Origin of the sequence: Dulcicalothrix desertica PCC 7102 (assembly GCF_003991905.1) — a bacterium.
GTDB classification, from domain to species: Bacteria; Cyanobacteriota; Cyanobacteriia; order Cyanobacteriales; family Nostocaceae; genus Dulcicalothrix; species Dulcicalothrix desertica.
In genome coordinates, this window is sequence record NZ_RSCL01000010.1 from 314,978 (window position 1) to 331,971 (window position 16,994).

Here is a 16,994-nt window from a genome sequence, read left to right on the forward strand (position 1 = left end):
GTGAGTTAATTAAGGCATTTAACTAAATAAACATGTAAACCGGAGGTTTTACCGTTATCCGGAGGATATCCCGTTAACGAAGTTTTCCCGAAGGGTAGGGTAGGATAAAACGTGATTAAGGAATAATTCTGGATTGCTGTATGGTATATGCGACGGTAAGTTACGAAACGTTTCAGCGTCAAAAGTATCCAAAGTTTGGGCATGATAATCCTCACCCAATGAATTTTGAGTTTTGGCTATATATGGTCGAAACTGGTTATTCTGCTTGGGAAGCACGCGAAGAATTTGGATGTACAAATAAATTACGCGAAGGTCCTATTTGGTGTTTTCAAAGACATGGGATGTCAAGTACAGTACTACCAGATGGGTGTGTTGTACATATAGGTGGTGAGCATGAAGAGTATTTTGACCCTGATTATTGTATATATAATGATGTCGTCGTAAAACATCCCAATGGGGAAATTAACATTTACGGCTATCCAATGAATTTTTTTCAGCCTTCACATTACCATTCGGCAACACTCGTTGATAACAATATATATATAATTGGAAGTTTGGGATATCAACAAGACCGAGTTCTTGGTGAAACGCGCGTGTTTTTACTCGATTGTGATACCTTTGAAATGAAAAAGCTAAATACCAAAGGTGAAAATCCTGGTTGGATTTATGAACACAGCAGTGAATATATTCAAGAAAAGAACTGTTTAAGAATCGAAAAGGGTAAAATTATTACTTTTGATACAGATTCCGAAGGAAATTCCGAAAATGACAAAAATGTCTATGAAGAAAATCAAGAAGTCTTTTTGTTAAACCTAACTACTAAGCAGTGGTTTGCTGTTAAAAAGTAAATATTATACATAAGAGATACACATAACTACACATAAAACTTATGTCACTATCAAAAACTGAAGCAAAGAAATTACTCGAACGTCTTATCTTTGATACCGACCGTCCTCATGAGTGGATAGAAGATATTTGGAGCTTAAGTCCAACTTTGGGAGAAGATGCTGCAAAGCTTGTTGAAGTGTTTGAAGCTTTAATTGAATGTTGTCCACAGGAAAAGTTGGAAAATTTAGTACAATTCTATTGCCGAGAAGTTCTAGAATCATAAACAAATATAAATATTGTGGGATGAGCATAAATCTTGTGGGATGGGCATCCCTGCCCGTCCCAATATTAAGAATTGCTAAGTGGAGTTTTTAATTTTAATTTAACGTTATGGAAGTATAGGTTAAGGGATGCGGAGTTATTTGGATAAAAAGTATACTAAAAATTTAATAATCTTAGACGCCAAAATTCTTAGTACTATATTTTATTAAAATTTAAGATTAGGGAGCGTTTCTTCAAATTCTTCTAGTGCCTGAAGACTTCCAACCTGCCAATTTCTTTCTACAAGTTGAGGAATAAGCTCTGTTATGGGTATTTGAGGAAAGGTTGGACTCGTTTCAGACTTTGTATATTTTTTAGCTTGCAGCAAATAAATGGTTAATTTACCGCTATTATATATCCATACTTCTGGAACTCCAACTGACTCGTAAGCCTCAATCGTTGTTTTTGAAGTAACATCACTTTCTATTGCTAAATCTGGTGGAGGGTCACCTGGTTCAAGGCGCCTACGACCAATCATGGTTTGATAGTTTTGGATGTAAAAACAGGCATCTGGTTCTACACCAGCTGCACCGTGGTTTTTAAAAGTAGTGGAACCAAAAGGTTGATAGCGCACACCTTTGGCTCTTAATAAAGTTTTAACGATATCAGAAATAAAATCTCTTGGTATTTCATGCTCAGGCAGAGGAACCATAATTTCTAAAGTACCCTGGTAATAAGCTACTCGTGACGTGCGCTTTTGACCTAATTCCTGTAATATAGTTTCAAATTCCTGCCAGGTGACATTAGAAATAGTGACAACGCTACCAGGAGCAAAATGCATTTGGCTAATAGGTTTGACGACACTAATAGTTGTAGCCATTTAAATATCTCCTTTAAAATATAGTTTAACAATAAAGGGCACAGCGAAATGCCATGCCCTTTAGCTTCTAAAAAAAGATTAAAAAGAAAGTTTTATAATCCGTTTGTAGTAGTATTTTGTGATTGTTCGGTTTGCTGCGGTTCGGGTTGTGGTGGTGGTTCTGGGTTGAGATATTCACGCCATGTACGTATTTGGTCACGTGCAGAGCTATGTGCTGCTGTTCCACGTGGAATTAGGCGTGCTGTTTCGATTGCGCGTCCTAGGTCAGATTCGCTCTGGGTACGGGCAATATCTAATATTTGCTGACTCCACTGGTCAATTGCTGGGTTGACGTCGTTACGTAATAAGCTGCTTTCTGGCACTCTCTTCGCTAAACGAATTGCTTGAGCGAGTGCTTCTGGTGTTCCTTGTAACGCTACTTCCCTTGCTTGCTTCCAGTCTTGACGTGCATTTACTTGTCCTTGCCAGTCACCTATTGCGGATAAAGCTTCATTTGATAATGCCCTATTTCCTGTTATTTGGCTCGCTGTTTGAATTGCTGCCGATAAATCGCCGCTGCTAGCCAATTCACGCGCACGGTCTAAATAAGGCTGGTCTTGAGCGCGTTGTATTATTGCTGTCCATTCAGAAATTCGTTTGCGTGCTTCTGGATATAATGCCCGTCCACGACGAATTTGACTTGCTTCGGTTATTGCTGCTTGTAGTGAACCTGCATCTTGCACTAGCGCTAACTGTTCGGCACGGTCTAAAAATGGACGGTCTTCAATTGTTTGAATTTGCCCTACCCAACGATTTATTTCTCTACGAGCTTCTCTCGCACGCGGATTACTTGCTGGTACTAATTGTGCCTCAGCTATTGCCGCTGTTAAATCAGTTACCGTTCCTTGTGTAGCAAGTGTACGGGCTTTGTCTAAACGTGTTACGTCCTGTATTTCTAACTGCCAGCGAGCTATTAAACCCTGTGCTTTTTGATATACTGCCCGTTCTGGACTGATTTGCTGTGCTTGGGCAATTGCAGACTCTAAGCCGGACGTAGTACCAATCCAAGCATTACGCTGTGCTTCGGCAATGGCGATGAAATCTTCAGTTTCTGTTTGTAAGTTGGCGTTAGTCGGTATTTGTTGAGCAATCGAAATTGCTTCATCAGCTTCTTGACTATCAAGCCTTTTCTGGGCAATATCGAGCATTTGGCGCCCAAACAGCGGAATAGCTTCTTGCGCTTTTTGGTACATGTAGCTATCAGCAGTTACCGACTCTGCTAACTTGATAGCTTTTTTCAAATTATCAATATTACCGTTTTTAGCTAAATCTTCAGCTTTGGCTAACTTCTCACCATCTTCACGAGACTTAGCAATCAGGTTATTTAATTGCTGATACTTGGTAGTTTGCCAAAACTTATTGTTTACGCGCAGTAAGCGAGAAGCATCCATAAACGCTTGTTGCCAGCGTGCGTTACGCATTCCTTCTTCGGCTTGTTTGTAGATTTCTTCGCCTTTTGACCAAATCGAACGCCATTGCTCGATTTTGTCTTTAACGATTTTGGACGCTGGCATGTCAGATGGGATACGGTTAGCAGTGGCAATAGCTTCATCTAATTTGCCTTCCTGAAAGCTAGTGTCCGCTAATCGTAAAACATCCCGCGACCATTCTTCAAGATAACGGTCTACCTCAGCACGTAAGGGATGGTTGGATGGCAATTGCTTAACAAGGTTAATAGCTTGCAGCAAATCTTCTACATTGTTTTTAGAAGCTGCCACTTGAGCGCAGTGTAAACGTACCGAAGCACTCGCGAGGGGCCAAAAAATTGATGGACAATTGGGCGCAGCAGGCAGTTTCAACAGTATTGCCATAGACATAAAAGCTATAGTACCTGGTACAAAAGCCAACAAACCAGTCCATAGCACCCAACTTTTTGTCCAACGCGGCAATTTCCACTCTGTAGATGATGATGTCTCATCTCGCAACTGACCGTCAGTTTCGAGGCGGGAATTTTCCCCGCGTTTTGGTTGACGTGATGGTGTCACTTGTTTGGATTTACTCGCTTGTTGCTGCTTCACAGACTTTGAGTTTGAATTTGTACCTGGGACATTTGGCGCTTTTTGGTCAGAGGGTTGCCGTTGCCGGGATAGTTGGGTCATGTTTTCTGACTCGTTTCCTGTGGTACGCGACCAACTTTCTGGAATATCCCGTTCTGTCGTCATTGCTCACACCATAGTAATTTTACAGCGATTCGTTTTAATAACGAAACTTGCGTTGTTGCCATAGTAACTTCCTCGTTGAGAAAAAGCTAGCTTCTGCACCATCTTTTATCCACAGATATCATGAAGATATATTTTTTACAGTCCTATTTTATACCTTTACGAAACAGATGATTCGGCTTGCAATTCATTGATTACACTTGCCAAGTCGTCAATACTTGCTTGGTATACTGTGCCGCAAAACTCACACGTAACCTCGGCGCCATTGTCTTTAACAATCATGTCCTCCAATTCAGTTTCCCCTAACAATTTTAAGGCGCCAAGTACCCGTTCAAACGAGCAACCGCAATGAAAGCGAAGCATTTGAGTTTCAGGGAAAATAAAGAGTCCCATATCTCCCAGCAAATCTTGAAAGATTTCGGGCAAAGTTTTACCAGCTTGCAGCAATGGCGTGAACTCTCTAAGCGCCATCATTCGCGACTCTAAAGTTTCTACCAGTGCTTCATCGCGTGCAGCTTTCGGCAAAACCTGTACAAGCAATCCTCCTGATGCTGTGACTCCACTCGAATCTACAAACACACCTACCATTAATCCGGAAGGGGTTTGCTCGGAAGTTACTAAATAATGAGCAACATCTTCGCCGATTTCTCCTGATACTAGTTCCACAGTACTCGAATAAGGATACCCGAATCCAATATCGCGCACAACATAAAGAAAACCTTTACCAACGGCGCCACCCACATCCAATTTTCCTCTAGGGTTGGGCGGTAAATCTACGTGCGGATTATTTACGTACCCTCGCACCGTACCATCTAAACCAGCATCAACTAACAAACCACCTAAAGGTCCATCACCTCTAATTCTCAAATTTACGCGCGACCCAGGTCGTTTCATACTCGAAGCCATTAGCAACCCCGCAGTCATCGACCGACCCAATGCTGCCGTCGCTTCTGGTGATAGTTTGTGGCGCCTGCGCGCTTCATCGGTTAAACGTGTAGTAATTGCACCAACTGCTCTAATTCCCCCATCTGCCGCTGTCGCGCGAATTAATTGGTCTGCCATGAAAAACCCTTACATTTCTTAATACACACTGTAACTAATTGTAAAGTCTTAACGGTCAATAGTTAGGTGTGGTTTACCGTTCAACACAAATAGTAATTACTTAAAAACTAAAAACAATGACTAAAAAATATTGAAATTTACACGATAGTATTGATAAAAAAACATTTTTAAAGTAAATAATATTCCATTAACTTATAATTATTGAGTGGTTAATTTGTATGAACGAATCCCATTATCATCTCGGCGGTAGTTTGGGTCGTGATGCACCCAGTTACGTGGTACGTCAGGCAGATCAAGAAATTTACGAAACTTTGAAAGCTGGAAAATTCTGCTACGTCCTCAACTGTCGTCAAATGGGTAAGTCTTCGGTACTAGTGCGTACTAGTTATCGATTGCAACTTGAGGGTTTTAAGTGCGCGTTTTTAGACATGACGCGCGTTGGGAGTCATGATACAAATTTACAACAGTGGTATTATGGTATTATCGCAGAACTATGGCGAGCTTTAGGTCTTTTTGGGCAAGTTAGTTTAAAGAATTGGTTAAATGAGCAGGAAAATGTATCTCCTGTTCAAAAATTGAGTAATTTTATTGAAGATATAGTTTTAAAAAAAATATCTACCGAAAAGATAACTATTTTTATAGATGAAATTGATAGTGTTCTGAGTCTCAATTTTCAAGTTTCTGATTTTTTTGCTTTAATTCGCTTTTGCTATAACCAAAGAAGCGTTAATTCTGAATATAACCGTTTAACTTTTGCAATTTTTGGAGTTGCGACACCCTCCGATTTGATTACCGATAAAAAGCGTACACCCTTCAACATTGGCACCGCAATTGAAATACACGGTTTTTCCTACCATGAAACAGCACCTTTAGTCAAGGGATTAATTGGAATTGCTGAACCCGAAGAAGGCATGAAGGAGATTTTAGCTTGGACTAGTGGGCAACCATTTCTCACACAAAAGTTATGTCACATTATTGGGCAAGAAAAGGGCGCCTCAATTAAAGATATAAAAGATATAATCTACAAATGTATTATTGAGAATTGGGAATCGCAAGACGAACCTGAACATTTGCGAACAATACGTGATAGAATTAAGCATAATCAGCAGGCTGGTAGAATACTAGGAATTTATCAACAAATATTACAAGAGGCAGCAGTAAAAGTTGATGATAGTCGTGAGCAAATAGAATTAATATTATCAGGTTTAGTTGTCAAAGATAAAGGTTTTCTTAAAACCAGATGTCAAATATACCAAGAAGTATTCAATCTGGAATGGGTCAGACAGCAATTAAGCAATCTTCGTCCTTATTCTCAAACTTTTGACGCTTGGATTAGTACAAATAAAGAAGATACATCGCGACTTTTACGTGGACAAGCTTTAATTGATGCTCAAATTTGGGCACAAGGTAAAAGTTTAAGCGATTTAGATTACCAGTTTTTAGCGGCAAGTATGGAATTTGACCGTCAGCAAGCGTCGATGATTTTACAAGCACAGCGTACTAAAGAAATTGAAGCACGACTTGCTGAGGAACAAAAAAGACAAGAAAGTGAGAGACGAGTTACTAAGTTACAAAAATTATTACTTTTAGCTGTAAGTGGCGCCTTTGCAGTGTCTACTACTTTAGGTATAACAACTTGGTTGCAATATCGTCAATCAGTACAAAATGAAATAAAAGCACTTGCAATTTCTGCTGATGCGATTTTTGCATCGAATCAAGAATTAAATGCGCTGGTAGCAGCAATTAAGGCAAAGCGAAAAATACAACAACATAACTATATAGATTCAGAAATTAAAAACAAAGTTGAATCTGTTTTAGAACAAACTGTTTATGGAGTTAGTGAATATAATAAGTTAATAGGACATAAAAGCGGAGTTGCAACAGTTGCTATTAGTCCCGATAATCAAATTATTGCCACAGGAGGCGCCGATAAAACTATAAGATTGTGGAAATTAGATGGTACCAATTTTAAAACTATTAAGGCTCATGGTTCTACAGTATGGAAAGTTAGATTTAGTCCAGATGGTAAAATTATTGCATCAGCAAGTTTTGATGGTACTATAAAACTATGGAATTTAGATGGTACTTTCATAAAAACATTTAGAGCGCATCAAGGTGCTATTTGGGATATTGCCTTTAGTTCTGATAGTAAAATACTTGCATCCGTGGGTTCTGATAGATTCATTAAGCTTTGGAATTTAGATAAAAGCTGCCAAGAAATAAAGTGCAATATTGGGACTTTCAAAGGTCATAATGCTGTAATTTCAAGTATTACCTTTAACTCAGATGCTAGTATAATTGCAACTACAAGCTTTGATAGAACAATCAAAGTTTGGAAAAAAAATAAAACGGGATATAGTGTCTTTAAAACTATAAAAGGTCATTCATCTTCAATTGCACATGTTGCTTTTAGTCCTGACGGCAAAATGATTGCTTCTGCCAGTGAAGATAAAACGGTAAAATTGTGGCGCCTAGATGGAACTAATATTGGTACTCTTAAAGGACATGAAGCTGGGGTATTAACAGTAAGTTTTAGCCATGATGGGCAGATGATTGTTTCTGCTGGTTCAGACAAGACTATTAAAGTTTGGAGACCAAATGGTATTTTAATCAAAACCTTTGCAAAGCATAACGGCAAAATATTAGATGTTGCAATTAATACAAATAATGATGTAGTAGCTTCAGCAAGTATAGATGGTTCAGTCAAACTGTGGAAAGTTAACCCTGGCTTATCAACCGTTTTCTATAGTCAGAATAATACCGTTTTATTTCCTGCTTTTAGCCCAGATGGTAATATTATTGCTTTTGCTGATGCAGAACGGTCGATTAGCCTGTATAAAAAAGATAACATATTGCTACAAAGTACTAAAAGTCAAGGTGCCTCACTTGCAACAATTGCATATAGTTCGGATGGAAACAATATTGCTGTAGGAACTGAGGATGGCAGTATAGAACTTTGGCAACCGAGAATAGATAAATCCTTATCCAGGTTAAGAGCTTTTAAGGCACATGATGCATTAATACTAACAATAGCATTTAGCCCTGACGGACAAACTATAGCATCAGGAAGTGATGACAATAGTGTTAAGTTGTGGAAGTTAGATGGAAGTGTGGTTGCTACCCTAAAAGGGCATCGTTCTAGAGTCACAACAGTTAAATTTAGTCCAGATGGTAATTTGATTGCCTCAACGTCTTCTGATGGTAGAATTGCTCTGTGGAAGCGAGACCAAATGGGGAAGTTTCGCATCTATAAAAGTTTTGAAGCTCATAATGCTCCTGTTTGGGGACTCAGTTTCTCTCCAAAAGAAAATATAATTGCCTCATCTAGTTTAGACGGAACCATCAAATTTTGGAATATAGATGGCACTATTGCCAAAACTATCAAAGATAATAAAAGTTCCTTCAGCAGAATTGAATTCAGTCCTGATGGTAAGATAATAGCGGCAGCAACTTGGCAAAACACTATCAAACTCTGGAATCGAGATGGAACTTTACTGAAAACTCTTACTGGACATGAATCTACCGTTTGGACAGTTGCTTTTAGCCCTGATGCCCATTACCTAATTTCATCAAGTGATGACCAAAAGGCTATTTTATGGAATGTTAAGCACATTTTAAATTTAGACTTTTTACAACGCGCTTGTAGCTGGGCAGGTGACTATCTCAGAACAAACGCGGAAGTTCAAGAAGACAGGCGCCTGTGCGATGACGTTAGTAAATAAGTATTATCAAACTATTAGAAGCGAATATTTATAACAAATATTACTTTAATAAGCTCTATAATATTCTATGGCAGCTATATAAAGCTAAACTGCCGAGCGATGAAAATATTATAAATTACAGTTGTAAAATATACTATTAAACTGTAACATTTGTCTTCGATAAGTTTTATCTAAACTAACTTTTAATACAAACAATACAAACAATGAGCTTAGAGACACCTTGGGAACCTGTACCGCTAAATTCGCATTTCTACATTAGACATAATCATCTAGAAGAATTGATATATCAAGAACTTCACAAAGATGGAAGTCTCATCCGTATCAAGTCACCACAGAAGACAGGAAAAACTTCTTTGGTACTTCGCTTGCTAGCTTATGCTAAAACAATTCCCTACCATACAGTTAATTTAGACTTTCAATTAGCTGAAGAGGGTATTTTTACTTCTCTCAATAAGCTTTTATTATGGTTTGGTGCCAATGTTAGTCAGCAGTTGCATATAGCTTCGATGATAAAAGAATACTATGATGAGTTTATTGGGGAGAAGGTAAATTGTACTATATATTTTCAAGAGTATTTGCTAAAGCAAGTAAATAAGCCAGTCGTTTTAGTTTTGAATGAACTCAACCGTTTGTTTGAATATCCTGCTGTTGCTCAAGATTTTTTAGCTTTACTGCGTTCTTGGTATGAAGAAGCGAAGCATAACGATGGTTTTAAGCAACTTCGCTTTATATTGGTATATTCAACGGAAATTTACATACATTTGAACATTAACCAATCTCCTTTCAATGTGGGATTACCTGTCAACTTACCAGAATTTACAGTTGAGCAGATACAGCATTTAGCGAACGTGCATAATTTGAACTGGGAAGGCAAGGTTGGGAAGAGTAATGCTTTTGAACTACATGCTTTAGTAGGGGGACATCCTTATTTAATTCGACTTACGCTTTATGATTTGGCTATGCATTCAGATAATAGTTTAAATTATCTCTTAGAACAGGCACCAACGATTAGCGGTATTTATAGTACTTATTTACGCGGATTATTAGCTCAAGTGACAAAAAATCCCGAATTTGCAGCTGCACTTCAACAATTGATTAATAACGGTGGTAAAGCTAGATTAAATCATCTGTTAGCTTATAAATTACAAAGTTTAGGATTAGTAAATATAAATAATTTAGATTGTACGTTTTCCTGCGAGCTATATAGAAAATATTTTTCTTATCAGAATTTAGCAGAACTAAATGTCTGGCAGTACATGAAAAATTTACAACAAGATAATCAATATTTAGTACAGTTATCTAATTCAGATTATATCACAACGCTTGGTAATGAGCGCTATTTTGAAACTAGTTTAAATCAAGTATGGTCAATGGTGGCTGAAGAAGAGGCGCCTTTATCTCTGATATTATTAGATATTGACCATCTGAAAATTTTTAATAAATATAAAGGTTGGGAATCAGGAAACTCATCGATTCAAAAAGTAGCTAATGTTATTCATGATGTCACAATTAGCTTTTATACAGTCGGTACATTTACAATTAGAACTGCACGTTTTGGAGGTGGAGAGTTTGGCATAATCCTTCCTGGAAGAACTCCAGAAATTGCTTTTGACATTGCCGAAAGTATCCGTAAGCAAGTTATGAATTTAGCAATTGCACACGATAATTTAGTCATGTCTGGTCTATCTGCTCCGATGTTGACTGTAAGTTTAGGAATTGCATCAACTTTTATTGATGATGATATCTCACCTAATAGATTAATCCAAGCAACACGTAATGCACTTTATCAATCAAAGCGAAACGGACGTAATAGTATTTCGTTTAGTACCATTTATAACTGTGGTTTCGATATACCATCAAGTCAAACCCAATATTAAAAAATAATTAAAATAAATTGCCAACATTCTACTGATATACTATCAATTAGCTTAAAAAATAAGTGGATTGGCATTAACATGTTAGTAAATTATTACTGTATACCAAGTGGGCCAGTATCTTTACATTCAATATACTATATCCGGCGCCAGGTAGAAAAAATAATTTATCAGGAAGTATGTAAAGAAGGAAGTCTTATCCGGATTAAAGCGTCTCAGCAAATGGGTAAAACTTCGCTTATATTTCGACTAATCGAGCAAACAAAAAAAATTAATTATCAAACGGTATATATCGATTTACAGCTTGCAGACCTAGATATATTTACTTCTATAGACAAATTTTTGCACTGGTTTTGTGCAGTTACTTGTCAACAATTACATTTAACAGCAAATTTAAATAATTACTGGGATAATGATATTAACTGCAAAATTAATTGTACTATTTATTTTCAAGAGTATTTATTAAATAATATAAATAACCCTGTAGTTTTAATTATTAACGAGTTAAATAAAATATTTGAATACCCTGATATTGCTCAAAACTTTTTAGGATTGTTACGTTCTTGGCATGAAGAAGCAAAACATAATGATGTATTTAAAGACTTGAGGTTAATTTTAGTTTACTCAACAGAAATTTATATAACCTTAAATACATATGAATCGCCTTTTAATATTGGATTATCAATTAAACTACTTGAATTCAGCTTAGAAGAAATTCAGGAATTAGCTGCACTTTATGGGTTAGGCTGGAGTACAACACAGCACAATCAAGCTAAAGAACTGGAATCTTTAGTAGGGGGACATCCTTATTTAGTACAACTTGCGCTTTGCGAATTAGCCAGGTATGCTTCTGATAACCCGCAAGCTATATTTAAAGATGTCATAAAGCTTGACGAAATTTATGCTACACATTTACAAAGATTACTTATAACACTTCAAAAGTATCCAGAATTAGCAGTAGCGTTCCAAAAATTAATTCAATACGGTGATTCAGTACAGTTAGACAATAAAATTGCATACAAACTTGAAAGCATCGGTTTAATCAAAATAGAAGGGAACCGCTGTCGTGTTTTTTGTGAGTTGTACCGTCAATTTTTTGCACAGCAAGACTTCGACCGAATATTTTCTCAAAAGCAAACTGATACGCATACACCTATCAATACACATATTCATTTGATTGATAACACTACACAAATTTATAACAAACGTTATCTTGATGCTTTTTTAGATTATTGGTGGCGAAAAGCTAATGTTGAAAATACTCCATTATCAATAGCTTTATTCGATGTTGACAATTTTAGAATATATAACGCTATGTATGGGCAAGAAGCAGGAGATATATGTTTATGGCAAGTTGCAAATGTCGTTCGTAATACTGTGGATTATAATAAACAAAATGTATTAATTGCACGCTATAAAGATGATGCTTTTGCAATAGTTTTGCCAAATACTAATGCCAGAAAAGCTGTTAAAATAGCAGATAATATTCGAGAACAAGTTAAAAATTTAGCTATTAAACATGTTATCACTACAAATAAAATGTTAGAGTTTCCTATTGTTACTATTAGTGTTGGAGTTGCTAGTGTAATTCCAGATATGGATGTATCTCATAATGTTTTCACTGATGCAGCTGTAAAAGCATTAAATGAGTCGAAAAAATTTCAAGGTGATTATACTTTTGTTAGTTGTAATTTTCGGTATGGTTTTTAAATTGTAATTTATTCTTATTCTGAGCGTAGCAAATAATCTATAAATTTTTTGTCATTCTGAGCGTAGCGAAGAATCTCTATAAGTTTGTGTAGTATTAGATGTTTCACTGCGTTCAACATGACATTGCTAAGTTATGATTAGATGTTTCACTACGTTCAACATGACAATATTGTTTAATTATTTTTTAATGGGAGTAGGATTAATTTTAGTATATTCAGGTCATGGTTGTGTTGAGATAAACCTAGCTTGATTTTTTCTGGATACTTTGGATATGAGTAAGATTTAAACATTTTATCCCAAAATGAGAAAAAACTTGCATAGTTAGATTGACTTTCTTCAAAAACCTGTGAGTGGTGTAATCGATGAAAGTTTGGGGTTACAATGATTTTACTTAGTAATTTATCGACTTTTTTAGGTATTGCCCAATTACTATGGTGAAAAACTAATTCGATAGCTAGTGTCAATTCATACACCAGTAAATGTACTGGTTGAATACCGAATAACCATACTAATAGAAGTTTCGGTATATTAGATGATATTACTTCGACTATGTGAAAGCGGTATGCTGTCGATGTATTCATCGAAATTTCTGTGTGGTGAACTTTGTGAAATCTCCACGCAAATGAAAAGCTGTGCATCATGCGATGCCATACATATAAATATAAATCAAGCAATACAAAAGATATACAAATTGACAACCAAGGTAGTTTGACATAATGCAAAAAGCCATACCACATTTTCTGGCGCCATATCCAATGTAAAACCGCAGCTATTGTCAGACTATTTACTGTAACATTAAGAACACCCAAAATAATATTAGGGTAAGTTCTTTGGTCAAAGGTAGATTGGAAATGAAAAAAGGGAAAGATATTCTCTAGAAATCCAAATAATAAAACACTACTAACAATAGTCAGCGATTGCCAATCCATTTTTAAATTATCAACTCCTATCATGGTATCAACATGTCAATTTTGCTACTAGCCTTTTATTGTTCTTTCGTCTGTTATAACTTTTATTTTGGTCATGTAGTTGCATATTGTATGTGAAAAATATATCCTCTGAAGCAAAGGCTCTTATATTCACTTTGCTTTTTATATGGCAGCATCAGCAATATCAACATCGATGTGGAGTCCACTTAAACAGCAGGTATTCCGCGCGCTCTGGATAGCTTCTGCAATATCAAGCGTTGGAACTTGGATGCACGATGTTGGCGCCGCATGGTTAATGACAACTCTGGCGCCTAATTCTCCAATACTCGTTGCGTTATTACAAGCTGCATCTAGCTTACCCTTTTTCTTACTGGCTTTACCTGCTGGCGCCATTGCTGATGTTGTTGACCGTCGTCAGGTTCTACTGTACACCCAATCTTGGATGCTGTTAGTTGCTACTTCGTTAGGTTTATTAACAGTAACAGGAATAGTGGCGCCGTCGAATCCCGCTTCACCTTGGATATTACTAGGTTTAACTTTTGCGATGAGCATTGGTAGCTCGATGAATATGCCAGTGTGGCAAGCTGTAACACCCGAACTTGTCACAAAAGAAGAACTACCGCAAGCAGTGACGTTAAGCGGAATAGTCGTTAACCTTTCACGCTCAATTGGTCCAGCACTAGCAGGTATAATTATTGCTTCAGCGGGAACAGGTGTAGTATTTTTACTCAACGCAGCATCATTTATAAGTGTAATTTGGGTAATTTACACTTGGAAACGTGTACATCAGCAAAGTGTTTTACCTGCCGAACGTGTCGTAGGCGCTATCCAAGCAGGTGTTCGCTACGTTAGTAATGCACCAGTATTTCAATCAATTATATTCAGAACAATTGGCTATATTTTCTTTGCTAGCGCGTTGTTTGCATTACTACCTTTACTTGCACGTAAAGAGCTAAAACTTGATGCTTTGGGTTATGGTATTATTTTGGGTTTTTGGGGAATCGGCGGATTAGCTGGAGCTTTTGTATTACCCAAGCTGCGACAGAAGTTTTCCATCGACAGAATAGTTGCTGGTTGTTCGGCAGTAATGGGTTTAATGATGCTGATAATTGCTTCACAACGTAACTTTTACATAACTTGTGCAGTTATGTTGTTAGTGGGAATTTCTTCGTTAGGGGTAATGGTAAGTTTGAATGTAGCTGCTCAAAGTGCCGTACCAAACTGGGTAAAAGCGCGCGCTCTTTCTGTACAGCTATTAGTATTTCAAGGTGGTATGAGTTTGGGGAGTTTGCTGTGGGGTACTTTAGCTCAACATACTACTTTATCTACATCTCTTGCAGCAGCAGGCATTGGTTTGTTAGTAGCCATCTTTATTACTGCGCGTTTTCGGCTCAAATGTTCAGAACTTTTAGATTTGCGAGCATCGCTACATTGGGATCAACCGACACATGCTTTTGAACCTTGTCCAAACGATGGACCAGTTTTAGTAACGCTTGAATATTATATTGACCCTAATAAAGCCGAAGAATTTACTTTAGCCATGCAAGCACTCGCACAAATTCGGCGCCGTGACGGTGCAATTCAATGGGGATTATATCAAGATGTATCTAATCCAAGTCGTTTTGTAGAAACAGCACTCGTCGAATCTTGGGCAGAACATCGGCGCCAGTTTGAACGAGTAACAGTGAGTGATAAGGTAATCGAAGACCGAGTGCTTGCCTATCATATTGGCTCGGAGGCACCGAAAGTTTCAGAAATGCTTTACTCAAAAAAGAGAGTAGAAAGTGCTGAGTGCTGAGTAAAAAGTTAGGAGTTAGGAGTGCCTTTAAATGTCATGCTGAACATAGTGAAGCATCTCTATAATTTATCAAGTCAGCATGACAAAAAAGAGATGCTTCGTTCCTCAGCATGACAAAAAAGAGATGCTTCGTTCCTCAGCATGACAAAAAAGAGATGCTTCGTTCCTCAGCATGACAGGAAAAAGATGCTACTCATCCGTTACATCCGTTATATCCGTTGCCAGGGACTATTTAAAATGAAACCCAGGCGCCATGAAAACCGTAAGGTACTCGTTGAGGAATAAGTACACGCGCGACTGGTTCACTTGTGATATCTTGAGCGTTAATAATTACAAGTTCTGATGTTTCGGTGTTGCTATCAAATACGAAGGTGATCAACCAACCTTGGTCTTCGTGTGTGTTTTTGTTAGAGGGTGCAAATACTGCTTCACCACCGTAACAACCTTTGCCAAAGTTATGAATTTGCGATGTTGATTTTTCCAAATCGTATTTAATTACACCATCAAATAAAGGTACAGAAGTCGGCGCTATTTTTCCACTATAACCGTAACGAGTTTTTCGTCCTTGTAGGTTTTCGTTGATGCGCGGAAATTCAGATGGTGTGTCATCGAGCATTTCTTCGCATACGCTTCCGGTTTTTAAGTTAAATTTCCAGCGATATAAGCGAGGAATACCTCCATCTTCTTGTGTATTTTCTGACATTAAAACATTAGTGTGACTCATGCGACAAGCAATAAGTACTACTTCGTCTTCTTCTTCGTAAGCGTTGAGGGTATGGAAAATATAACAAGCAGGAGTTTCAAACCAGCGAATATTACTATTATTTCCATGACGTGGCAGAATACCAAAACGACTGGGTTTGTTACGTTCAAACATTAGTCCTGGTAGCCCTTGTTGCATTCGTTGGATACTAAAAGTTAAGGGCAAGTCCATGAATATTGTATAGTTTTCGGTAATTGCAAAATCATGCATCATTACCGCCATTGGTATATCAATGGGTACTGTTCTCAATAATTCGCCTGTTGCTGATACTACACTGTATTTTACGTAAGGTGGTGCAAAGCCATAACCGAAGAACATCATTTCACCCGTTACTGGGTCTACTTTTGGGTGTGCTGTAAAGGCTGATGTTAGCTTGTTGTTATAAGTATATTCCCCGATTGTATCTAACTCTGGTGTTTTGATAGCGTGCGGCGCCCCACCTTCCCATGTTGCTAATAGTTGACCTGCGTGCCATACGAGTGCGGTGTTTGCTGTGTTTTTTCCTGGCCCATACTGATTATTTGGTTGTGGAGGTTCTAATAGTCCGCTCCATACAGCTTTACCAACTTGGTTTTCTATGTGAAAACCCCGTGTTCTGATATAGCGGTTGCGGTATGTAGCTTTACCGTTATTAATATGAACACCGTGGAGCATTCCATCTCCGTCAAACCAATGGTATTGACCAATAGGCGCCCATTGAGGGTTTGGACCATTACGGAGGAACATTCCTGATAGTTCAGGAGGTATTGTACCAATAACTTTTAAAGCATCACTCGTAATTTCATCCTTAACTGGGGCGAAATTACCTTCCAGATAAGGATTGGCTGTCGTTACTGTCATGTTTGTGTGTGAGTTCGATATGTAATCTCCTGTACTATTCTGGCGTGAAAATATTGAGTTGGCGAGGTAAAGATATAAAAACTGTTTTCAAAGTCACTTGACGCTGGCAAATATAACTGAAATACTTTT

Annotated in this window: 11 protein-coding genes; 6 read left to right on the forward strand and 5 right to left on the reverse strand. The window is 37.6% G+C overall.

Annotated features, from left to right (window positions below; genetic code table 11):
- Positions 1–140 precede the first annotated feature (140 nt).
- Both DSM106972_RS22385 and DSM106972_RS22390 read left to right on the forward strand, forming a co-directional pair.
- Positions 141–848: a hypothetical protein gene (locus DSM106972_RS22385; protein WP_127082789.1), complete on the forward strand. Its 708-nt coding sequence runs from the start codon at positions 141–143 to the stop codon at positions 846–848.
- A gap of 41 nt (positions 849–889) precedes the next feature.
- Complete coding sequence (locus DSM106972_RS22390) at positions 890–1,111, forward strand: hypothetical protein (RefSeq protein ID WP_019489093.1); 222 nt, start codon at positions 890–892, stop codon at positions 1,109–1,111.
- 204 nt (positions 1,112–1,315) lie between these two features.
- Here DSM106972_RS22390 and DSM106972_RS22395 read toward each other — a convergent pair whose 3' ends face one another.
- The 3 genes from DSM106972_RS22395 to hslO all read right to left on the reverse strand — a co-directional run bounded on the left by DSM106972_RS22395 (position 1,316) and on the right by hslO (position 5,229).
- Positions 1,316–1,969, reverse strand: a complete 654-nt coding sequence (locus DSM106972_RS22395) for a Uma2 family endonuclease (RefSeq protein WP_233787403.1) — start codon at positions 1,967–1,969, stop codon at positions 1,316–1,318.
- Between the two features lie 92 nt (positions 1,970–2,061).
- Positions 2,062–4,170 carry a coiled-coil domain-containing protein gene (locus DSM106972_RS22400; protein ID WP_127082790.1) on the reverse strand — a complete coding sequence of 703 codons (2,109 nt, stop codon included), beginning with the start codon at positions 4,168–4,170 and terminating at the stop codon, positions 2,062–2,064.
- Positions 4,171–4,326: 156 nt separating this feature from the next.
- The gene (hslO, locus tag DSM106972_RS22405; protein WP_127082791.1) at positions 4,327–5,229 is read right to left on the reverse strand and encodes an Hsp33 family molecular chaperone HslO; all 903 of its coding nucleotides are present in this window, start codon (positions 5,227–5,229) and stop codon (positions 4,327–4,329) included.
- A 218-nt stretch (positions 5,230–5,447) separates the two neighbouring features.
- Here hslO and DSM106972_RS22410 point away from each other — a divergent pair, with 218 nt between their 5' ends.
- From DSM106972_RS22410 to DSM106972_RS22420, 3 genes are all read left to right on the forward strand, one after another.
- Positions 5,448–8,951, forward strand: coding sequence for a WD40 domain-containing protein (locus tag DSM106972_RS22410; protein ID WP_127082792.1), 3,504 nt, complete (start codon positions 5,448–5,450; stop codon positions 8,949–8,951).
- A 203-nt stretch (positions 8,952–9,154) separates the two neighbouring features.
- A complete protein-coding gene (locus tag DSM106972_RS22415; RefSeq protein WP_127082793.1) occupies positions 9,155–10,828 on the forward strand; it encodes an AAA-like domain-containing protein in 1,674 nt (557 codons plus the stop codon).
- 78 nt (positions 10,829–10,906) lie between these two features.
- Complete coding sequence (locus tag DSM106972_RS22420) at positions 10,907–12,535, forward strand: AAA-like domain-containing protein (protein WP_127082794.1); 1,629 nt, start codon at positions 10,907–10,909, stop codon at positions 12,533–12,535.
- A gap of 173 nt (positions 12,536–12,708) precedes the next feature.
- Here DSM106972_RS22420 and DSM106972_RS22425 read toward each other — a convergent pair whose 3' ends face one another.
- Positions 12,709–13,464 (reverse strand): sterol desaturase family protein, encoded by a 756-nt coding sequence (locus DSM106972_RS22425; RefSeq protein WP_127082795.1) that lies wholly within the window; start codon positions 13,462–13,464, stop codon positions 12,709–12,711.
- A gap of 166 nt (positions 13,465–13,630) precedes the next feature.
- Between DSM106972_RS22425 and DSM106972_RS22430 the strand changes: the two genes are divergently transcribed.
- Positions 13,631–15,262 carry an MFS transporter gene (locus tag DSM106972_RS22430; RefSeq protein WP_233787404.1) on the forward strand — a complete coding sequence of 544 codons (1,632 nt, stop codon included), beginning with the start codon at positions 13,631–13,633 and terminating at the stop codon, positions 15,260–15,262.
- A 232-nt stretch (positions 15,263–15,494) separates the two neighbouring features.
- Here the strand turns inward: DSM106972_RS22430 and DSM106972_RS22435 are convergent, their stop codons facing one another.
- Positions 15,495–16,865, reverse strand: a complete 1,371-nt coding sequence (locus DSM106972_RS22435; protein ID WP_127082796.1) for a carotenoid oxygenase family protein — start codon at positions 16,863–16,865, stop codon at positions 15,495–15,497.
- Between the last annotated feature and the right edge of the window lie 129 nt (positions 16,866–16,994).